Genomic DNA, 21143 nt, shown 5'->3' on the forward strand with positions numbered 1-21143 from the left:
CCCTGCGTATACGACATGAAGCTATGCGGCAACTCTGACGTGGCGTCACCCATTCGGCAGACAGCAGCAGTCGACAGTTCTCGGAGTTCACCCATACAGCCCACACCTCCGTCCAGGGCCCGTGACGGTACGGACAAGGCTGCCCACCGGCACGTCAAGGCGGGCTCCGCCTTGGAGTCGCCGGAGCCCGCCATTGTCGCTGGGTTCCTCGTGTGCCGGACAGCTTGACGTGCAGTCAGCCACGGCCTCGTCGGTCAGTGTGATGGGCCAGGCCGATGCAGGTTCAGCCGTCGGCCTCCTGTTCCTCATCGACGGTGCGCCGGTACTCCCAGTGGTTCTTGTCCATCTGGATACCGAGGTGGATCGGTGCGGGGTAGCGAGTGCGGTGGTTCCAGTGCAGGGCGTGGTCGCACAGGCGGGCGGCGGCGACAGCGGAGATGACAGGGTCGTGGCCGTCGGGAAGGTGAAGGACGCTGATCTCGGTGGCGGTGTGGCTGTACCAGGTCTCGGCCTGCTCTTCTGCCGAGGTGGCGGCCCAGCGGGTGTAGTGCTCGCCGGCGCGGGCGTGACGCGAGCCTCCCTTGTACTGCTCGGGCAAGTTGCACAGGATGAAGGTCCGGGTAGTACCGCTCATCCGGAAGATGCCCGTAGAGAGCTTGCGCGCCTGATACTCGGCTTCTCCTTCGTTGGTCTTCTCGAGCCGCTCCACGAGGGCTGGTGTCGCGATGTGGTCGCCTCCGGCGGTGACGCGCAGGACAGCGCGGGGGCCGTAGCCGGGTGGAAGGGTGGAGCCGGGGCGGGCGGGGCGCTTGTCGAGTGTGCCGTCGGGTTCGGGTGTGCGGCCGAGGTGACGGTTGGCGAGGAGCGGCCAGATGCTGCGGGCCTCGTCGCCGGAGATGTAGAGGTTATAGCCGGTGGCGGCGCCGGAGAAGGGGCTGAGTTCCCATAGGGCGTTTTCGATGGACCGGGGCAGCTGGGCATCGTTGCGACGGCCTTCGGGAAGGCGCCGGGCACGATGGAGGACGTTGGCGGTGGCGTAGTCGAGCCAGATCCCGCCGGGTGAGTCTGTGTTGGGGAGGTAGGCCAGGCACTGCCAGAGCCGGTCGGGGCTGGGTACGAGCGCGACGAGGGTCCAGATGAGGCGCGGCGGCTCGGTGGAGGGTCCTCGGCGTTTGCCGAGTTGTTGGCGCAGGTGCAGTCCGACGTGGGCTAGTGGTTCCTTCGTCCCGTTGGGGCCGGTGGTCAGGGCGTCGGTGAGGCGGGGGTGGATGAGGCCGGTGGTTCGGTGGATGTCGGCGATGGCGGTGTGGCCGCGGTGGTCGCCTTCGAGTTCGTGTCCGAGCTGGTCGAGGTCGGTGGTGATCTCGCGTTCTTTCTTGCGGGGGTTTCGCCGTGTGGTCTTGTGGGGTGTGAGGAACTGGGTGAGGACGCCGAGGCGGGCGAGTTCGCGGACCACGTGGGGTTTGGCGTCGCCCTCGTAGGGGTCGGTGGCGGTCGAGTCGGTCTTGCGGGATTCGCGGCGCTGGCGTCCCCATGCCTTGGCGTCGTACTCGGTCTGGCACAGGGCCAGCAGCCGGGTCCCTTCGGGGGCGTCGAGTCCGTGGAGCTGCCGGGCGAGAGCGGGGCGCTGTTGGTGGTGGTCGCCGCCGTGGTGCAGGAGGTCATTGGCGCACTGCAGGTATGCCTCGACGTGGTCATTCAGCAGCACCGGCTCGCCTTCGGGCATGGCTGCGGCCAGGTCGGGGCGGTTGTAGTGGTAGGCGAGCAGGCGTTGCATGCGGGTGCGCTCGCTCTGGTGACGGTAGAGAACGAGGATCCGGAGGCGCTCGCGGCCGGCTGCCATGAGAATCTCGCCCAGGCGGGGGTCGTCGAGCAGGACGCTGTCGCGGCTCTGGGGGGTGGTGCGCCGGCTGCCGAAGGCGCGGCCGGCGATCTGCTCGGTTTGGAGCAGCGGTTGGCCGAGGGTGGCGGTGGAGAAGCGGGCGAGTTCGCGGTGGCCGTACATTCCGAACCCTCTGCCGATGGAGTAGGCACCGGAGAACGGGATGAGGACGCGGAGGTTTCCCGGGCTGCTGGTCAGGTCGCAGGCGCTGGGGGCGAGGAACTCTCTCTCGTCCTCAGCGCGGGGGAAGACATCCTCGCCGTGCAGGCGTGTCCAGGCGTCCAGGGCGAGGCGGGTGGTGTGATCGAGGTGGGTGTGCTCGCCTCGGCCGCCGAAGGCGAGGCGAAGCAGCGGACCGTCGGCGGCTCGGGGCGCAAACCAGCCGGTGCGGGCGCTGCGGAGGGTGTTGCCGAGCCGGGAGACGAGGGGCTCGATGGCGGCGACCGGCGCGCGCAGGCCTGGGTAGGACTTGGCGGCTACCTCCAGGCGCAGGGTGGAGTAGTGGGTGCGGCTCTTCCATGCCGTGTTCTGCTGGTCGGGGGTGTCGGTGTCCTGATCGCCGTACGCGGCACCCCAGGTGTTCGTCCACAGCAGGTCCCGGTCCCAGACCAGGAGGTTGCCGTCCAGGTCGAGGCGGAAGCGGACGGTTTTGCCGTCGATTTCCCAGGGTGTGGCGGCGAGCCTGCTGGCGACGGCCCAGCCAGCGGCCTTCCAGGCCCAGCCGGGGGCGTCGATGCAGTCGCCGGTGGGGGTGAACTGTGCCCAGAGCGAGGTCTCTTCGGGGGTTGTGCCGGCGATGAGGTCAGCGATCTCGCTCTGGTAGGCGAAGGAGAACTTGTCCCGTTCGGTGAGCAGCAGGGCCTGCTCCCACAGGAGGATCGCGTCGTGGAGGTCGTCGCGGTCGATGGGGCGGCTGGTAGCCAGGTACTTCGGGGGGTGTTCCTTGCTCGTGGGGTAGAGGGACGCGCAGGTGTAGCCGGTGGCGCGCAGGACGGTGAGCAGGCCCGCGTAGGGGAGGTTTCCTCTGGAGCCGGTGATTCCGCGGTACATCTGGCGAAGGGCCGGCCAGGCGACTGCGATCTTGTCGGGCAGTGGGTGGAGGTAGGTGGTGCCGAGCAGGTTCTCGTCGGTGTGGGTGGCGAGCAGGGACATGCGGGTCGTTGTGCTCATGGGAAGTCTTCCGTTACGCGGCGGCGGGGAGCGGGACGTGGACCCTGTGGGGCTGGTCGGTGGCGTGGGCGAGGTCGAGCCATGCGGTGAGGGTGGAGCCGTAGGTGCGGCGCAGGTGGTGCTGTTCCTGTTCGGTCAGTCCGTCGTAGTAGGCCCGTAGGAGGGAGGGGTAGTCGGTGCCGAAGTGGGTGGCGAAGAAGGCGTTGTCGACAAGGTAGAGCTGTACGGGGGTGCCGCCGCGGCGGGCGCGGCCTGCGAGTTGGATCATGTCGACGAGGATTCCGGCGAGGATTTCGATCTTGAGGAACTGGGGCAGCCGGGAGAGCATCGGGCTGGCGGCCAGCAGTTGGTACATGCGTTTGTGGGCGGCGCGGCTCTGCTGGGCGAGCATGCGGGCGGGGTCCGGCCCGGCGCGGCCTGCGTTGATTCCGGCGGCGCCGAGGCTGGCGTACATCGCGGTCGGGGAGTGCAGGTCTGCGGGCGGGCGGGTGGCGACCCAGACGGATGCGAGGGCGGATCGGTCGGTTCCGGGGATGAGGATGTTCAGGGCCCTGGCGACCAGGCGCATCGGCGCGCAGACCACCTTGACCTCGGGGTGGGTGAAGGGGAGGTCTTCGAGCTGGTCGACGGTGATCATGACGATGCCGGAGGGGACGGCGACGCCGCCGGGCGGCCCGTCCTTCGGGATGACCACGGCGATCCACGACGGGTCGGGAATCTTGGAGGCGATGCCGGCGGCGAGGACCATGGCCTGGCTGTAGGCGTTGGAGACCACCAGTGCGCGGGCCCGGTCAGGTTCGCGGTTGTCCAGCTCGCGCAGGTGCTCGGAGAGGCGGTCCGTCCACAGGCGTGCGCCGAGGTCGAGGAGTTTGGCGGGTTTGTCGGCCTGGTCCTGGCCGCCGATGGCGATGGGGTTCCAGCCGTTGGCGGTGTCGGAGACGTTGCCCGGGCGGGCGGTGACCGCTCCGGGGGTCGCGTCCGTCATCACGTAGGCGGGCAGGGTGTGCAGGTGCTCCTTGGCCGCGCCGGGGAAGTAGGCGGTCGCGGACAGGGCAAGGATGCTGCGCTCGACGCCGGCGGTGGCCAGGGCGATGGTGCCGCCGAGCTGAACGGTGCTGGTGTGCGGGTCACCGCTGAGTGCCTGCACGGCGAGGCGGCCGCTGCCGCGCTGGTCCTTCTCCACTTTGAAGCCGATCAGCTGGTAGCCCAGCGGCCCGAACGGCAAGGCGGGGTTGTTGGTGAAGGTCCCCAGGGCTTGGGCCAGGTCACGGCCGGCGGTCATCTGCTCGCGGCGGCCCATGCCCGCCAGCACGGCCTTGAGGTGGCGCAGTGCCTGGTGCAGGCAGCCCAGCCAGGAACGGACCAGCAGCGCGTTGATGATTTCCGAGCGCTGGTGCTTGGGGACCCCCAGCTTGCCCAGTGCCTTGTCGATCTCGGTTTTCACCGGGGGCAGGGCATCGTGGCTGGCGTTGCGGCTGACGGCCTTGTCCAGGAGCGCCGCGAGGTCGGCGTAGGCGACCGGGGGAGGGTTCTTCTTCCTCTTCTTACGGTCGGGGAAGATCTTGCGGAATTCCCGGTAGACGTCCTCGTCGATCGGCTGGGTGATGTCGACGTGCAGCAGCTTGTCCAGCAGCCAGCGGTCCCACGCACCGGGGACGTGCCAGCCGGAGTTCAGCCGCTCGTCGTCATCGTGCTCGGCTGGGTCCAGCCACAGGTCGCCTTCCAGGACGTAGTTGAGGAACTGCTCTCCCAGGCCGCGGGTCTTGAACAGGACAGGTACCAGGCGCCGGTCACTGGCCGCGTCCAGGCGTTGGCGCTGCCGGTCGACCTCCAGCAGCAGCGAGGAACCGTAGAACCCGCGGCTGGCCAGGGTGAACTCGTGGGAACCCATTTCGCACCAGGTCTGCTGCATCCGGTCGACCTCGTCGACCATCAGCACCGAGCAGCGGCGCATCAGGAACTCCAGGAGGCTGATGCGGCCCAGCACGCCCTGGTCCGTCTCGACCGGGACCGACACCACCCCGCCCAGCAGGTTGTGGTGGTTGGTGACGATCACGTCCGCAGTCACGGCCTCGCGCACCAGGGCGTACTTGCCGCACACACCAAGGCGGGGGCAGACGGACGCGCTTGCCGATTCCTCGCTCTCGCCCGCGGCGAGGGCCGGCCGCAGGGACAGGCACGGCTCGGATCCGCGTTCCACCTGCTCCCCGGAGGTGAGCCAGCTGGAGATCTCGCAGCCGTACGCCAGCGCCTCGAACCGTTCCTCGCGGCCTTGGACGAGGGCGCGTTCGGCCTGTTCGGCCAGTCGGCTACCGGAGACCAGCGGGACGACTTTCAGCGTGGGGTGGGCGGCGGCGAACTCCGAGGCGGTCCGGCGGACAAGGTCGTCGTCTTGTCGGATCTGTTCGGCGAGGGTGTGCTGTGCGAGTTCTTCCTCGGCGTCGCTCATGTGCTCGGCGTTGCTGAGGCTCTCGTGGATCTGCCCGACGACGACCGCAACCGGTCCGGTCCGGTGCCGGGCCAGCAGCGGTGCGGCGGCCCTGAGCAGGACGGACTTCCCGACGCCGGTCGGGGCGTTGACGACCGTCACCTTGCCCGCTGGCATCCGCAGTTGGGTGGCCTCGCGGTCCTCGGTGTCGAGCAGACGGCCGTAGAAGCGGCCCATCAGCCCTGGCTTCCAGGCGTTGCGCTCGTTCGCCGCCACCTGTCGGCCCACCGCCCGAAGCACCCGGCGGCGCGAGAGGACAGCCCCTTCCCGGTAGGGGGCGGTGCGCACGCGCAGCGGCGTGATGCCGGCTTCGCCTTCCCCGTCCGGGATCGTGACGACGGAGTCCTTGCCGAACAGCCAGGTCCCTGCGGTGGCGACCGGCTGCGGGCCCCGGCTGCCGTAGTAGATCTCCTCGGCCTCGCGCAGCAGGCCCCGCGCGAGCATCAGCGGCTGCTGGGCGTGGGCGGCCAGCAGGTACTCCGCCTTGCGCTGCGCGACACCAGGCGGCAGTTGGTACAGGCTGTCCGGGAGGGAGGCCCACCAGCGCGCCAGCTGGCGGAACTCCTTCCCGTCGGCGAGCTCGGGAGGCCGCACGTGCCAGAACCCCCCGGCCATCTCCCGCACCCGGCGGGGCACCTTGGGCCACAGCTCCCACAAGTCGGTGCGGGCGGCGGCGAAGACGTGTGCTTGGTCGAGGGGCACGACCCGCTGCCCTGCGGTGTCGTTGAACCCGAAGTACTCGTCCGCCAGTGCCATCACGAAGGCCAGCGCCGCCTTTCGAAGCGCCCACTCCTCCTCGTCCTTGTCGCTCACCGCGTCCCCCCGGCGGCTCGCTTGACCTGGTCGACGATGCGTGTGAGGGTCAGGACCTGGGTCCGCCGTCCCGCCAGCCGTTGTTGTAGGTACGCCACCTCGTGGGCCCGGTGGTCGGGCACCACGATGTACAGGGTGCGGCGCTTGGGCTCACGCTCCAGCAGCGCCTGGGCGAGCCCTTTGGCGGACGCCCAGTCCTTGGCATCCACCCACCACGTGCGTGGCGGCCGGCCCGGCGCCGTGACGGTGATCCTCAAGTCGTACTCGTCGGGCCGCAGTTCACCAGGCCACATCTCCACCTCCACGTGCGCCCGGCCCCGCAACCGGTCACGCAACTCGAGCTCCAGCAGGGTGGGCAGCGCGGCGTAGCGCCACACGGGACGGGTGAGCGCCAGATGGTCCGCACTGGCAGGAAGACCTGTGACCTTCGGGGACGCTTTGCCCGTGCCCACCAGAAGCGGCGCCATCCCATGCCGGTCCGCCTCGCGGGAGAGGCGGTAGTGCACGCCTCGGGGTCGGTGTGCCTCGCAGCGCACCTCGACGTCGTGGCCGGTGCGCGCCACCCGCATCGGCCAGCGGCACTTCGGGCACGGGTACCACCAGCCCTCCAGCTGGCACCACGGCCAGTCGCTGACCGGCTCGAAGAAGTCGAACCGCATCCACAACTGGTCCCAGGTACGGCGCAGCACCCGGGCCGGCCCGGCCGGGTGCTCGGCCAGCAGGGCCCTCGCCTGCCGGTACTCCTGCGGCTCCAGCCGCCGCATCACCTCGAACATGCGCCGCTCCTCCTGCTCCGCCCTGATCCGGGGCCAGGACCAGTGGCGCTCCAGCGCGGCCTGTGGCACGAGATGCTCCCGACACAGGTCCTCCAGGGCGTCACGGGCCAGTCCGTCCTCGTCCAACAGGCGCAACTCGCCGAAGCCGTCGTCGAGTTCGTCTGGTGGCAGGAGCCGATCGAGCGGGCCTCGCAGAGCGTGGCGGAACTCGCGCATGCCCAGCCGGGCTGCCCGGCCCGCCGGGTGAGAGGCGCGCAGTACTCCGAGGCAGTCCATCAGCACCGCAGCCCGGTCCGCGGGTGCCAGCGTGCTGTTCGCCTGGGCGGAAACGGCCAGGCAGCAGGCGGTCAGTGCCTGTTCGCGGCGAATGCGCGGGTTGTCGTGTTCTTTCAACGCCACACGCACAAGATGGCGCACGAACGAGAGGCTCGGGAACTAGAGTTCATTCGTGCGCACACATTCCACCCGGACGGCCGATCACCGGCGCCCGCAACGCCCCTCGGCGGTCACCGACCGCCCGTGGCTGTGGGCCTCCGCGACCGGATTCTGCTTCCCCTTGCGCGAAGCACCCGCCACCCCGCACGGAAAGTGGCTCTGGTTCCTGCCCGTCCGCGCACTCGACGCCGGCTGGCACCTCGTCAAACAGGCGGTGGAGGACGGAAGGCTCGGCCCGGGGGCGAAGACCGCCACCCTCGGCAATCCCTTCGACGGCGACTCCACCCGCCGCCCCGTCATCGTCTACACCGCCGACTGCACCGACGAGGACGACGTCAAGCGGGTGCTGGCCGCCCTGCGCACCCTCGGCATCAACGACGCACTCCCCTACAAGACCGACGAGGCCACCGCACTCGGCGAGTACGGCGACCGAACCAGCCTGTACACCAGCCCCGTTGGCAGCACAAAGCTCGTACGCCGCACCCCGCGGTACACGGCGTCACCCTGACAAACCGCGGCCTCGCTCGCGATCGGACACCGCCCCGCGAGGGCTGCGGAGCCTGACGATGTCAGGGCTTCTCCTGCCCCTGCCCCGCCAGCCAAGGCGGGAGGTGCTGTGACCAACGGGCGCGATGCCAGCGGACCTGCTCCACACTGACCGTGTGCAAGGGCACAGTCGACAGGCGGCCCTGCACCACGCCGGTGACGGTTTCCACCACCCGCAGGTCATCGGTCAGGCAGAGGCCACCGGCGTCGAACTGGGCGTGGCAACCCGAGCACAGGCACAGGACGTTGCCCAGGTAGTCCGGGCCTCCCTCGCTCAATGGGCGGATGTGGGCACCTTCGCTGATCGCTCGACAGCGAGCCGGCCGCAGCCGTCCGCTCCCCCGACGCCCGAACAGCCACCCTCCGCGCGCGACAACAGCGATCACGGGCATCCGACAGCACGGCGGCGCCGGCGATCGCCGCCTGCCGGCGCCGCGAATGCCCCGGCAGCCCACCGCACCCGCTCGTCCGCAACCATCCACGGTGCCGCGGCCGCAGGCCGTGCCGAGGCCTGGAAGGTCCGTTGAGCTGGGAGTGCACCTGTGCGTCTTGGGCGTGCGCGGTCCTGGTTGTGGCTGCCTCATCTCCGAGGCGCCGCCGCTTCTCGCGGGCGACCGGGGTGGCGGCGCTCGGGCGCTCGCCTCGCCTCGTCGGCGTGCCGGTCGGCGATCTGCGGATCGGCCTGCGCGGGGGCAGCCAGGGCATGGTCGGCGAGGTCAGGGTGGCCCGGCTGCGCGGCTGCGGGCCGGGCGGCGATCAGCACGGGGAGTTCGCCGGCTCTCGCGATCGCCGTTGGCCCCGGGAGGTCCTTACTCCGGGCGCGCCGGGCAGCGGCGGGCGAGCAGGCCCACCGATCGGAACGCACACGGGTCCGGACCACCCGCCATCGGTGGTCCGGACTCGTGTGTGTTCTGCGTACGGTCAGGATGCCGTCGCCCACTCAGCCGTCAGTGAGCCGGGGCGCACTCCAGCGCTTTGATGGTCGAGCCGTTCTCGCTCTTGCGGACCTGCATCTGGGTCGGGATGCGCCGGCGCAGGTCCGCGACGTGGCTGACCACGCCGACGGCGCGGCTGTGGGAGCGCAGCTCGTCGAGGACCTGGAGGACTTCGTCGAGGGTGTCCTCGTCGAGGCTGCCGAAGCCCTCGTCGATGAAGAGGGTGTCGAGTCGGCTGCCGCCGGCTTCGTGGGCGACGACGTCGGCGAGGCCGAGGGCCAGGGCGAGGGAGGCGAAGAACGATTCGCCTCCCGAAAGGGTGCTGGTGTCACGGGTCTGGCCGGTCCACTGGTCCAGGATCTCCAGGCCCAGTCCCGAGCGGCCCCGGCCGGTGCGGGTGTCGGTGTGGGACAGCAGGTACCGGCCAGTGGACATCCGCTTCAGGCGGGCGTTGGCCGCCTGCGCCACGTCCTCGAGCCGGGCGGCGAGGACGTAGGCCTCCAGGTGCATGCGCAAGCGGTTGTCGGTGGAGGTTCCTGCTGCGAGGTCGGCCAGGTGTCGGGCGCGCCTGTACTCCTCGTTCAGGGGTTCCAGCCGGGTGGTGTGCGTGGTGAGGCTGTCGATGTGGGCGGCCAGGGCCTCGCCGCCGACGCGGGTGGTGCTCTCGACGGTCGTGGCGGCGGTCAGGCGCTCGGTCGCGGCGGTCAGGGCCTCATCGGCGGCCTTCGGGTCCGCGGGTTGCTCCTGGGCAGCCGCCGCGACCTGCGGGTCGGTCAGCGTGGCCGTGCGGGTGGCCTGTTCGGTGCGCCAGGTGGTGATCTCCTGAGCCATGGTGTCGATCCGCTCCCGTGCCAGCAGCGCTTCCTCGGCCCGCGCGAGTGTGTCGAAGCCGGCGTCGGTGGCCTGGTCCTCCGCGTTGCGTCGGGCCCGGGCCAGGGCCGTGGCCGCGACATCGGCGTGCTGGATCGCGGCACGGGCCGCCGTGATCGTCGCGCGCTGTCCGGTCAGGTGCGACATGCGGTCGGCGACGCTCGGGTGGCCGCCGAGCGCTGCTTCGATCCGCCGGCCGAGGAGTCCGGCTTCCTCGCTCTGGCTCTCGCGCCGTCCGTGGTAGTCGCCGACACGCTTGCCGATCGCGGTGAGTTCGTCGGTGCGCTGCGCGCGGGTCTCGTCGCAGATCCTCAGCTGTTCTTCGGCGGGGGCGGTGTCGGCGGCCGCGCGCAGCAGTTCGGTGTGTTCCTGCTCGGCGTCGAGGTGGGCGCGGGTGAGGTCCGCGGTCGTGGCGTCGCCGGCCTGTTCGCGGGCTGTTTCGGCCTCCGTGGTGTACTTGGTCACCTCCAGTTCGGCCTTCTGCCAGGCCTTTTCGGCCTTGCGGAACTCCTGGTCGGCGTGCGTGGCCTGTTCTCGGGTGGGATGGTCCGCCGCTGTGGTCGCGGGCGTGGGATGGGCGCGGGAGCCGCAGACGGGGCACGGCCGGTCGGGGTGAAGTTGTCCGGCGAGTTCACCGGCCATTCCTTCGAGTCTGCGGTCGAGCAGGTCGCGGGCCTGGAGTCCTGCCGCGAGTGCCGCGTCCTTCAGTTTCTCGGCCTTGGCGCGGGCCTTGGCGGCTTTCGCGGTGAGTGTGTCGCGCCGGCGGGCGGCGTCCAGTTGCCGGGCGAGCTGCGGCACTGTGGCGCCGAGTCGGACGCCCTCGGTGTGGGCCCGCTGCGCCGCCTCCAGCCGGGCGGTGAGCCGGGTGCGTTCGTCATCCGCCTGTTGGAGCCAGTCGGTGATCTCCGCCTGGTCGGTCTCGGCTTGCTCCAGCTCCGCGTCGAGGGCGGCGAGGACGGTGGCGAGCTCGTCGAAGCGCTGCTCGTCGTGGCGAAGGGCCTCCAACTGGCCGAGGTCGTTGGTCAGTTGGTTTTCGGCAGTGGCCAGGTCGGCGTCATTGCCGAGGGCAAGGGGCGCGGGGACGTCCTGGGTGGCGCGGTCCCGTGTCTTGGCGGCGGCGGTGTGTTCACGGTCGGCGGCGCGCATAGCGCTCAGCAGGGCGCGCACCGGCTCGGCACGCCGGGCCCTGTCCAGGGCCTGCTCCAGCGTCTCGAAGTGGTCCGCTTTCGCCCGCAGGTCCGCGAGGGCCGCGGTCGCGGTGCGGTGGCGGTGCTGGCGCTCCGCGAGGGCGTGGACCGTCTCCGCCCGCTCCGTTGCGGCACGGTGTTCGCCGCGGGCGCTCGCCAGCACCTTCGCGGCGTCGCGGTGAGCGGTGGCGGTGGCGGTGCGTAGCGTGTGTGCCCAGTCGAGGACCTGGCCGGGTGTGAGGTCGGGGGCGTCGGCGCCGGGGAGGCCGGTGGTGATGGTGGTGGTGCCCGCTGCTTCGGCGGCGTGCTGGATGCGGTCCGCGTCGAGCCGCATTCCCGCCAGAGCCTCGTCGCGTAGCGTGCCCGTGGCCTTGGCGTGGTCGGACAGCCAGCGTTGGACGGCGGTGAACCGGTGGGTGCCGAACAGCCGGCTCAGGACGGCGCCCCGGTCGCGGGCGTCGGCTCGCAGGAAGGTGGCGAACTCGCCCTGGGGCAGCAGGACGACCTGGCAGAACTGTTCCCGGCTCATCCCCAGCAGAGCGTTGATCTCGCGGTTGGTCTCCTGGTGTCCGGAGACGAGCGGCTTCCACGTCTCCTCTCCGGAGGCGGTGTCGGTGCACCGTTGCATCAGGTGGGCCTTGGCCGGCAGTGGCGTTGCGCGAGCCGCCTTCTCCTGCTGGGGTGCGCGGGTGATCCGCAGCCTGCGCTCCCCCATGGTGAATTCCAGTTCGACCTGGGTCAGGGTGGCGGGATCGGCGTGGTGGCTGCGCAGTGTCAGCGGGTGTCGTTCACCGGAGACGTGCCCGTACAGGGCGAAGCAGACGGCGTCGAAGATGGTGGACTTTCCGGCTCCGGTGACGCCGTGGACGAGGAAGAGACCGCCTTGGCGCAGTGTGTCGAAGTCGACGTTCTCGCGGGTGCGGAACGGTCCGAAGGCTTGCAGGGAGAGGTGGTGCAGACGCATCAGGCGGTTTCCTTCACGGTTTCCTCGACACGGGCCTGCTCGACGGCCTGCAGCAGGAGGGCTGCTTCGGCCGGGTCGGGTTCGAGGCCTCCCCTGACGTGGCTGATGAATTCGCCGGTGATCTCGGCGTCGGTGCGGTGGCGGGTGCGTTGGGCGTAGGAGTGGACGGGGGTGTCGGCGGCGCCTTCGGGTGTGAACTCGAGGTGGACCGTGTGGGGGAAGCGATGGCGCAGGCGGTCCATCGCGTTGATGGGGCGCTTGGGGTCGGTGAGGGTGATGTGCAGCCATGCGTCGCGGACCGCTTCGTGCGCCGGGGCTGCGAGCAGATCCTCGATATGGCCGGTGAGGGTGGCGAGTGGGCGGGGAACGGGGCAGGGCAGGGACTTGATCGTCGGGGCGGTGTCGGGGTGGAGGTCGACGAGCCACATGGTTTTGGGGTAGCGGGCCTCGGCGAAGGAGTAGGCGAGGGGGGATCCGCTGTAGCGGATGCGGTCGGTGACCTTCTGGGGGCGGTGGAGGTGGCCGAGGGCGACGTAGTCGACGCCGTGGAAGACGGCTGCGGGGACTGTCGGGATGCCGCCGGCGGTGATGTCGCGTTCGCTGTCCCGGCTTTCGGCGGCGCCGGTGACGAAGGCGTGGGCGAGGACGACGGAGCGGGTGCCCGCGGGGCGGGTGGCCAGGTCCGCGCGTACGCGGTCCATCGCCGCCGCGAGGACGGCTTCGTGGGTGGGGGACGTGGCACCGAGCTCGTCGCGGGTCATGGCCGGTTCGAGGTAGGGCAAGCCGTAGAACGCGACGGGTCCGTGCGCATCGTGGAGCACGGCGGGTACGTGGCAGGTGGCGGGCTCGGTGCGCAGGTGGATACCGGCGCGTTCGATCAGGCGTGAGGCCACGCCCAGGCGGCGCGGCGAGTCGTGGTTCCCGCTGATCATGATGGCGGGGACGCCGAGGTCCGCGAGCCCGTTCAGGGCGTAGTCGTAGAGCGCGACCGCGTCCAGCCCGGCGATGGCACGGTCGTAGATGTCACCGGCGACAAGGACGGCGGTGACCTGGTGCTCCTCGACGACGGCCAGCAGGTGGTCGACGAACGCCCGCTGGTGCTCGATGAGCGGTTCGCGGTGGAACGTCCGGCCGAGATGCCAGTCGGAGGTGTGAAGCAGCCGGATGGTGGCTGTCATGTGGTGGAACTCCTTTTCCGTCCAGGGGTGTTGTGCGGCGCGGCGGTGCCCGCACAGGTCCATGGACTTGTGCCGCGGGAAGCCGGGAACAGTTCGGCGGCGCGGTGACGTGCGGTGCTGCCACGCTGCCACTGCCGTTCACGGGCGTACAGGTGGTGCAAGGGTTGACGGTGGTGCGGGGGAAGCCGACCGGGGCGCGTGTGAGAGCGTGCGCTTCTTGCCGGCCGCTCGACCGGCTCCTGCTGCCATGGGCCCTGCACCACGGGCGTTCGCCGAGGTCGGAGCGGACGCGTACACCGCACGTGAGGCAGCGCTGCCGGGATGCCGCCGCATCGTGCGATCGAGATTGATCCGTCAGTTCGAATGCGTGGGCTCTGGTCCGGTCTCCGGTGTCAGTGCCCCGGTGTAGAGGGGGCGCAGCCCGCTGGAGCACGGCGCCCGCCATCGCGTCGTCCCTGCCGGCCAGGCGGAACAGCTCGGCCGCGGGGCACGACGCAACGGTCACCCCCGCTGGAGGGCCTGCCGCCCGCACCACGACCACCGGGCCTGACCGCGAGGGGCCGGATCCGGTTGGGCGACCGGGTCCGCCGCCCGGGGCGAAGGGGTTGTGTCTGGCCCCCACCGGGGCGTTCACAGTCTCCCTCCGCCGGACCCCGCCGGAGGGAGGTTCGTGAATCGCCTTGCACGGATCCGAACCGCGCTGCCCATTGCTCACCGGCAGGAACGGCTATCGCCGACCGGAGAGGCGCGGCAGAGGTCGGTGACGGTGTCGGCAGCCGTGACCCGGCAGAGGTGACAGGGCGGGATTTCGTCCGGTGCCACGATGCCCCGTCATCGATCGGCGAAAGCGAGGACCCTGGGCGCGGGCGCTGATCGTTGGCATCGGACGCGTCCTCGTCTCCGCAGACGCGTGGGGCAGCGGGCCGGGTGGGACAGGCCCGGTCTCGTCGAACGTACGGTCCCGCCCCGGCAGGCCGGACGGGCCAAGCCGCGATCGGGCAGGAAGATTCGACATGCGACGAGCACTCACATCCCGCCGGAGCGGACAGTCGCACCCGGACCGGGGCCACTGGTCCACCCCCGTTCCGGAACTCTGCAGGCGGACACACCGGAGATCCTTCGGCGCCGACCCGTGCGACGGGCCCATTTGAGGGGTGAATCGCCGCAAGATCTCCTGGCCGCCGGGGCCCGCGCGCCTACAGACACCTTCCCGGAACGCCCACCCACCGACGCGGAGTCGCGCCGATCAGTCGCACCCGAAAGCGTCGGGATCCTCGAACACCCAGGAGACAAAGTCTCGCGCATCGTCAGGATCAGGACAGCGGGCCAGGCCTGGAACCGTGCGCTTCTTCCGCCGCTGCAGCCGGGACGGTGCTGGTCTGCGCCTGCGACGGCGCATCCAGCCCGCGGGCCGCTGCCCGCGAGCCGGGCACTCAACGGCCGTTCCAACCGCGCACGGGCCAACCGGGGCGCTCGGTCCCAGCTGTGGTGGGGTGGCCGGGTCACGTGGCCGGGCCCGGCCACCCCACCACAGGACAGGTCCGGCAGGCAGTTCGCAGGTGTCTACAGCTCCTCCACGTCCATCCAGGAGACGTCGTTGAGTTCGACGTCGAGGCCGCGGGCGCGGTGGCCGTTGTCCTTGAAGTAGTGCTCGCGCAGGCCCTCGGCGAGGATCCGCTCCTGCTCGGCCTGGGACGCCCCGGCATCCCGGGCGGTGTAGAGCCTGCGGGCAACGCTGCCGGGCATCTTCTGGGTGATGGTGCGAGGGCGGGGGTCGTCGGTGGAGCCGGCCGCCGAGCTGTAGCCGAACGTGCCGGAGATGTGGAGCATGAAGCCGTTGGTCTCGGCGGCGTTGCGCACACGCTGCTTGACCTTGGGCTGCCACTTCGCGCGGACCCGCTCCTCGATCTTCTTCGCCCCGGCGGGCTTCGGGACGGCCTGGCCCTTGAGCCAGCGTTGCACGGTGCGCCGGGAGACGCCCAGCTCGGCGGCCAGGGCCTTGGTGGAGCCCTTGGCGCCCTTGAGCAGGAACCGCATCCGCGCGGCGGTGGACCGCGGGATCGGGCGGGTGCGCTCGGCGCGCTCGAGGCCCTCGTCGATCTCCCCCATCGGAACGTCCTTCCTTGGATTGATGGCGGTGGCGGGGCTGTCCCGCGGCCGGCGCCGGACGGCCGGGTTCAGCGGGTTCAGCGGGTTCAGCGGGTTCGGTAGGCTCAGCCGATGGGGGTGAGGCGGTGGCCGCGCTCCTCGAGGTCTCGGCGGGAGAGAGCTTCCTCGCGGGCGTTGACCAGCGGCAGCGCCAGGTCGCCGCCGTCGCCGGTGGGGACGTCGTCCCACACACCGCCCTGGTCGGCCGGCCACAGGGCGGTGTGGGCCTCGCTCGGCGCGGCGACCGGCGCCGCGCCGCCCGCGGCCTGCGCGGCGCGCAGCCAGGCCCCGGCCCGCTCGGCCAGCTCGGACCGCACCTCCGGCTTCAAGCGGACCCCGGCGGCCGACGCCCACCCGGCGTGACGCCGGCAAGCGGCGGCGAGCTGCTCAACGCTGGGGTCGTGCTCCATCAGGTCCCTCCCGGTTGTTCCGGCCGCCGGTCGGCGACCAGGTGCTGGTGGTCCTGCGCTACGGGCCCGGCCCGGTCCCGCGTAGTGCGGGCCGGGCGGGGTGCGGCTACTCGTCAGCGGACACCTGGCCGCCGGCCTTGATGTGCCGGGCCGGGTTCGCGTCGTCGGCGAGCAGCTCGGCGATCTCCGGCATCGGCCTGCTGCCCTCGAACTTCACCAGGCCGGGGCTGACGCCCAGGCGCAGCGAGGTGGTGAGGGTGCCGTCCGGTTTGGTGAGGATGTCGAGGGCGCCGGGGCCGGGTGAGGCGAAGACGGCGCAGTCGGAGAGGACCGCGAAGCAGCGCAGGCCGGTGTCGGCGGCCATCTTGCGGAGCTTGCGGTGGAGGTTGACGGTGGCGGTGTCGATGACCAGGGCGCGCATCAGCGGGTCCCAGGTCGGGCGTTCCAGGGCGGCCCAGCGCTGGCCGGGCTTGTAGCCGTGGCCGCGGGGGCGTTCGCGCATCTTGCCGATGGTGCCCTTGGCGGTCTGCTTGATCGCGGTCAGCACCGCGAGCTCGGCCGGGTCGCCCTGCCTGAGGGCCGCCATGGCGTCCAGGAACGCCACGGGGTCGTGGTCGGCGAGGGTGAGCGGGACGCCGAGCGCGGCCATGGTGTCGATGTAGGCCGCCCGGAGCCGCTTGTGCCACGGGTCGAGGTAGGGGCCGGACTGGTGGCGCAGCCAGCCCTCGGTGGGCTGGACCTCGGCGCCGAGCTCGATGGCGTAGGCGACCTTGGCCGTCGAGTACCAGGCCGGCCCGGTCGGCCGGGAGCCGTCCGGGGTGAACGGGCTGGGGAGCAGCGGGTTCGTGTCGAGGTGGGAGAGGTCGACCAGCCAGGAGCCGGGGATCGTCTTGTCGAAAGTGGGGTTGAGCTCGTGGACCGGGCCGGACAGCGGCAGCACCAACCTGCCCGCGGCGGCGAGGAACGCCATGTTCACATCGAGGCCCACCGCGAACGGCGCCGCCGCCTCCTCGTCGGTCAGGTCGCGGTGCCAGTCCCACGCTTCGGTCACCAGCTCGCCGAACGCGTCGCGGCCCTCGGCGAGCGGGTGGATGTCCGGGACCTCCGGCGGCGCCGGGTCGAAGGCGTCCTTCGGTCGGGAGCCCTCCACCGGGCCGGAGGTCCAGCCCGTGTCGGTGCGCACCGCGCGGGTCGGCGGGCGCAGCGCGGTGACGAGCTCCAGGCCGGAGACGGCGGTGGAGCCGCGCGGGGTGAGGACCCGGGTGGCGTAGGTGCCGAGCAGGCGGGCCAGGCCGGGGGCGTCGAGGCTGTCCGGGACGGCGGACCAGTCGCGGGTGGGCAGTGCCCCCCATGCGGGGATGCACAGCTGCACGCACTGGCGTTTGCCGTCCTGGGGGGTGCGGTAGATCCGCGCCCACGGCCCGAGGCCGCGCTGGGTGAGCTGCCAGCCGGCCTTCTCCAGTGCCTTGACCGTCTTGTGGGTCTTCGGCAGCTGTCCGAGGCGCTGGACGAACTCCTTCTTCTCGTCACGGCCCATCGGGGGCAGGCCGAGCTCGGCCAGGGCGGCGTCGGTGAGGACGACCAGGGCGTCGCCGTCCTTGCCGTGCCGGTGCAACCTGGGCGAGCCGAACTTCTGCTCCAGCGCCCACTCCACGACGGCGGCCAGGGTGCGGCCGACCGGGGCAGTCGGCGCCTGGGTGCCGTCGGCGAGGTAGGCCACCAGTGCCCGGCCGGACGGGGCGACGTCCAGCACCGCGAGCGGCCCGGACGGGAACCGCGCGGCGGCGGCCTGCTCCCAATCGGCCGCCCCCTCGACGGCCGGATTCTTCGCCGCCGCCTTCCGGGCCCGCGACGACGAGCCGGCGACCGGACGCGACGGCGCGCCACGGCGCGGGGAAACCGCCGGACCGGCTCCGGGGACGGTGGGCGCCGCTACGGGGGCGACGTTCGGATGGCGGGCGAGCGCCTCCAGCGCGGCCCGCGAGGGCCCGGCCGCCTCCACCCCGGCGTGCCGTTCCACGACCGGAGCCGGCGTGGAGTGCTCGACAGAGGCGGCCTGCACGAGCCCGGCGACCGACGACGACGGCCCGACGGCGGGGACACACCAGCCGCCCATGTGCGTCGGACGGCCCTGAGCGCGGTACGGCGTCGGCCGCCCGCACCGCACACACGGCTCCGGCTGCCCGGCGACCAGGCCCCCGGCCGCGTCGCGGTCGAGCTCCACCACCTGGTCCCGCTGCTCGCCGCCGAACGCCGCCGGCACCACGGGAGCGGGTACCTGCGGAGCCACGTCAGCCGGGTCGGCCGGGGCGACCGTCGACGGCCCGTCAGCCGGGGCCTGGACGGCGGCGGGTGCGAGGCCCGAGGCCTGGGCCCGGCGCAGCCACCCGGCCGGCTCGACCGTGCCGTGGCGCAGCGCCAGCGTCGCGAGGAACCGGACGTACACCCCGCGCTTGGGCGGGCGCGGGTCGCTCGACCCAGCCTCCCAGCGCACGATCGTCTCCCGCCTGGTCTTCAGCGCCTTCGCCAGGTCTTCCTGGGTGTACTCGCCGAGCTTGCGCAGCCGCTCCCGCTCCGCGGGCACCGGCAGGTCCTCCGCCGGCTTCGGCCGCTCCAGCAGCGCGTCGATCGCCGCGAACAGATCGTCGCTCATCGACACCTCCCCTCTCACGAACCAAGCTAGCATGAACCTCACTTTTGGATGTAACTTTCCCTGTCACTTTCACTCTTTTGAGCACGCCGCAGTCGGCCCAGCCGCCACGACCGCCGAGGACAGAATGTGCCCCGAGGGCGACCATGCTCGTTTCCGCGGCATGAGCCACACCGGGGTACGCGCCCGGGCGCACCAGCCCCGGCCCGCCGGCCCACGCGCCTCGAGGAGGACTTCGTCTGCACGTCGTCGGCCGACGGGCAGCGGTACGAGGAGCGGACGGCGCCGTACCCCCGGCCGACGCCTCGGCTCCTCCCCCACGAGCGCGCCGCCCCTGCCCGGCCGGGGGCTGCGGCAGGGCCCACCGGTCCTGCGGACAGCCCGGGCGTGACGCCAGACAGGGGACGGGCAGGCACCCGACCCGCCTCCCCGCCGCCGGTCGAAGGCGCGTTCGCCGCACGGCACCGGTCGGGGACGACCGCCCGGGGTGCGGCGGACGGCCGTCCGCCGAAGTCCAAAGGCATCCTCGACCGCCGGTCCCTGCATGTCGAGCTTGATCAGACACGAGGCGATGACCCCCTCGATGTGGCCGGACTCCTGCGACAACTAGGCGAACGACATCCCCGTCATCCCCGTCGGCCGGCGCACCGGGACGGCGGGCGAGCACAAGCGCCAGATGGCGCGGCTTCACCTACCGCGACCCCAGAGGCCGGGGCAGTCGATGAGCTATGAGCAACCGTCCGTACAGCCATACGTTCGACAACAGGTTTCGGCCGAACCAGAGCGGCCTGCGGTGAGCACCGCAGCTCTGTGTGCTGTCGGTACCCCTCCCCCGCCCTCTGCCGGGGTCCCGGCCGTCGCGATCGAGACAACCGGCGCCCCGGCACCGGCACGAGTCGTCGGTCCGGGTTCCTATGCTGGCGCAGGTTGGGAAACCCGCTCAGCGACGCACTGATGCCCGACCGCGCGACCAGATGGGAGATGCGGGATGCCGACGTGTACCCGTCGGGCCAGGACGACCCGGCGCTTGTGCCGCCGGGAGGCTGCCGAGTGGCCGCGCTACGACGATCTCCCCGCCCCCGTGGTCGCGTGCGCCGGCCAGCTCACGCCAGCGGAATGGGCCGCCTGCCAGGAGGCCCGTGCCCGGGCGGGCGCCGAGTCCGCGGCCCGTTGGGCGGCGCAGGCGGCCACGCGCGACGAACAGGGCCAACAAGCGCATCCGGCCCCGGCCGTGGCGCGCTACGTCGCCCCGCCGTGCACTGGCGGGTGCATCTCCCAGGAACGCGCCTGAGGCCGCGACGCGGACAGCGCCTCCAGCCTGTGCGCCGCCTGCGACGGCTACGTGTGCGTGATGTGCGGCCACGTGGAAGTCGACCGAATCCTCGACATCTGCGGCGAGTGCGAGGAACCGGAACCAGGGGGCGACGAGGAGCCGGACACGCTCCGGAACGATGAAACCGACACCGGACCCGAACCGCGCATGCGACTCAACGCGATGGTGAACCAGCTCGTCACGGCCACTGGCACCACACACCGCGAGGTCAACGCCCGCATCAACCGGATCGCCGGGGTGCACACCCGCGCAGGAGCCGACGAGCAGGTGATCCGCCGCGCCGCCCGGGTCGCCCGCGACTGGCTCGACCGACTCCCCCCAAGCCCGCGGACGAACACCGCCGCCCCACCCCACGTACCCGATCCCGGCACAGGAACGGTGCACCCGGCGCCCACGGAGCGCACTGCACGGGGCGAAGGCGCTGTGCCCGCAGGCGGCCGGGTACTGCTGTCAGCACCTGCGGACACCGTCACCGGTGCTGCGCAGGAGCACGCGGAGATGACCGTGACCGTCCGACTGGCCGGCCAGAGTGCCAGGCTCCTGCGCCGCAGGGCCGAGATCCAGCAGCGGCCCGTCGAGGAGGTCGTGGCTGAGTGCATCAGCAACGAGATGCGCCGGGACGTACACCGGGACGTACACGAGGCGCCGTACAGCGTCAGTGACACGTACGCGGCCGCCCTCGACGCTCTCGCCGAACACCTCGCACTCGTTGTCCGCGAACCGTGCGCCCCGCCCCCCGCACCGCCGCACGTGTGATCGCCCGGGCAACCGCCGCACACCGTACGCCTCCCGGCCCGAGGAACGGCATCGACGCACGCCTGGACGGCTCGACAGGATGCGGGCCGGGCCCGCCGCTGAGTGCGGCACACACCCCGATGCCTGCCACGACCCCCGGACATCGCCTGTCGCGTCCTGGACACCGCCGCCGGCCGAGAACACCAGGGACGACCAGGACCACGTCCCACCGTGGCCGCTGGTCTGCCCGGGGCGGGGCTCCGACCGCCACCTGTGCGAGGCCGCCACACGCCCCGTCACTTCATCGCCCCGACATCCGGGTCAGTCCCGCGCCCCCTCCATCTCCCGGTCGTCGTAGATCACCCGGCACCAGCGGTCGAGCGCGCGGACCTGCACGTCGATCTCGGCACGGCCGGCCGCGTCCAGCTGTTCGAGCCTCCAGGTCCACCAGCGGAACAGGCGTGCGCAGGCATCCTCGAACACGGGCAGCGACCACTCGCCCCATCCGTGGACGTCGCCGACGGTGCCGGGCGTGTAAGCGATCTTGTGTAAGTCCTTTGTGGTTATCGGATGCTGAGCCGGTCCTCGAAGAATAGTGAGAACTGGTTCAGCGCCTCCTTCCA

Annotated in this window: 12 protein-coding genes; 2 read left to right on the top strand and 10 right to left on the bottom strand. The window is 71.6% G+C overall.

Going from position 1 to position 21143, the window contains the following annotated elements; translation table 11 throughout:
* Positions 1–283: 283 nt before the first annotated feature.
* Genes ACZ34W_RS35095 through ACZ34W_RS35105 form a run of 3 tightly spaced genes read right to left on the bottom strand, consistent with a single transcriptional unit; the run spans position 284 to position 7528 of the window.
* Positions 284–3052 carry an RNaseH domain-containing protein gene (locus ACZ34W_RS35095; protein WP_465610011.1) on the bottom strand — a complete coding sequence of 923 codons (2769 nt, stop codon included), beginning with the start codon at positions 3050–3052 and terminating at the stop codon, positions 284–286.
* A gap of 13 nt (positions 3053–3065) precedes the next feature.
* Positions 3066–6353: a hypothetical protein gene (locus ACZ34W_RS35100; RefSeq protein WP_465610013.1), complete on the bottom strand. Its 3288-nt coding sequence runs from the start codon at positions 6351–6353 to the stop codon at positions 3066–3068.
* Positions 6350–7528, bottom strand: coding sequence for a restriction endonuclease-related protein (locus ACZ34W_RS35105; protein WP_465610015.1), 1179 nt, complete (start codon positions 7526–7528; stop codon positions 6350–6352). The genes ACZ34W_RS35100 and ACZ34W_RS35105 overlap by 4 nt, the downstream gene beginning before the upstream one ends.
* A gap of 49 nt (positions 7529–7577) precedes the next feature.
* On the opposite strand from ACZ34W_RS35105, the gene ACZ34W_RS35110 reads away from it, so the two are divergent.
* Positions 7578–8072 (top strand): putative phosphothreonine lyase domain-containing protein, encoded by a 495-nt coding sequence (locus tag ACZ34W_RS35110; protein WP_465610017.1) that lies wholly within the window; start codon positions 7578–7580, stop codon positions 8070–8072.
* Positions 8073–8133: 61 nt separating this feature from the next.
* On the opposite strand, the gene ACZ34W_RS35115 is transcribed toward ACZ34W_RS35110, so the two are convergent.
* The 6 genes from ACZ34W_RS35115 to tap all read right to left on the bottom strand — a co-directional run bounded on the left by ACZ34W_RS35115 (position 8134) and on the right by tap (position 18455).
* A complete protein-coding gene (locus ACZ34W_RS35115; RefSeq protein ID WP_465610019.1) occupies positions 8134–8694 on the bottom strand; it encodes an HNH endonuclease in 561 nt (186 codons plus the stop codon).
* 363 nt (positions 8695–9057) lie between these two features.
* Positions 9058–12066 carry an AAA family ATPase gene (locus ACZ34W_RS35120; protein ID WP_465610021.1) on the bottom strand — a complete coding sequence of 1003 codons (3009 nt, stop codon included), beginning with the start codon at positions 12064–12066 and terminating at the stop codon, positions 9058–9060.
* Entirely contained in the window at positions 12066–13232 is a 1167-nt protein-coding gene (locus ACZ34W_RS35125; RefSeq protein WP_465610035.1) for an exonuclease SbcCD subunit D, read from the bottom strand. Before ACZ34W_RS35125 ends, ACZ34W_RS35120 begins: the two co-directional genes overlap by 1 nt.
* Before the next feature lie 1575 nt (positions 13233–14807).
* A complete protein-coding gene (tpg, locus tag ACZ34W_RS35130; protein WP_465610023.1) occupies positions 14808–15353 on the bottom strand; it encodes a telomere-protecting terminal protein Tpg in 546 nt (181 codons plus the stop codon).
* Between the two features lie 104 nt (positions 15354–15457).
* Positions 15458–15802: a hypothetical protein gene (locus ACZ34W_RS35135; protein WP_465610025.1), complete on the bottom strand. Its 345-nt coding sequence runs from the start codon at positions 15800–15802 to the stop codon at positions 15458–15460.
* A gap of 106 nt (positions 15803–15908) precedes the next feature.
* Positions 15909–18455, bottom strand: coding sequence for a telomere-associated protein Tap (gene tap / locus ACZ34W_RS35140; protein ID WP_465610027.1), 2547 nt, complete (start codon positions 18453–18455; stop codon positions 15909–15911).
* Between the two features lie 1348 nt (positions 18456–19803).
* Between tap and ACZ34W_RS35145 the strand changes: the two genes are divergently transcribed.
* Positions 19804–20541 carry a hypothetical protein gene (locus ACZ34W_RS35145; protein WP_465610029.1) on the top strand — a complete coding sequence of 246 codons (738 nt, stop codon included), beginning with the start codon at positions 19804–19806 and terminating at the stop codon, positions 20539–20541.
* A gap of 300 nt (positions 20542–20841) precedes the next feature.
* Here ACZ34W_RS35145 and ACZ34W_RS35150 read toward each other — a convergent pair.
* A partial coding sequence (locus ACZ34W_RS35150; RefSeq protein ID WP_465610031.1) for a hypothetical protein occupies positions 20842–21143 on the bottom strand: 302 nt, incomplete at its 5' end.

Source organism: Kitasatospora sp. NPDC022856 (genome assembly GCF_055561235.1).

Bases quoted from the DNA above. Each gene is read 5' to 3' on its own strand.
- ACZ34W_RS35095 (WP_465610011.1), bottom strand. From the start codon at position 3,052: ATGAGCACAACGACCCGCATGTCCCTGCTCGCCACCCACACCGACGAG.
- ACZ34W_RS35115 (WP_465610019.1), bottom strand. From the start codon at position 8,694: ATGAGGCAGCCACAACCAGGACCGCGCACGCCCAAGACGCACAGGTGC.
- ACZ34W_RS35120 (WP_465610021.1), bottom strand. From the start codon at position 12,066: ATGCGTCTGCACCACCTCTCCCTGCAAGCCTTCGGACCGTTCCGCACC.
- tpg (WP_465610023.1), bottom strand. From the start codon at position 15,353: ATGGGGGAGATCGACGAGGGCCTCGAGCGCGCCGAGCGCACCCGCCCG.
- ACZ34W_RS35135 (WP_465610025.1), bottom strand. From the start codon at position 15,802: ATGGAGCACGACCCCAGCGTTGAGCAGCTCGCCGCCGCTTGCCGGCGT.
- tap (WP_465610027.1), bottom strand. From the start codon at position 18,455: ATGAGCGACGATCTGTTCGCGGCGATCGACGCGCTGCTGGAGCGGCCG.
- ACZ34W_RS35145 (WP_465610029.1), top strand. From the start codon at position 19,804: ATGTGCGGCCACGTGGAAGTCGACCGAATCCTCGACATCTGCGGCGAG.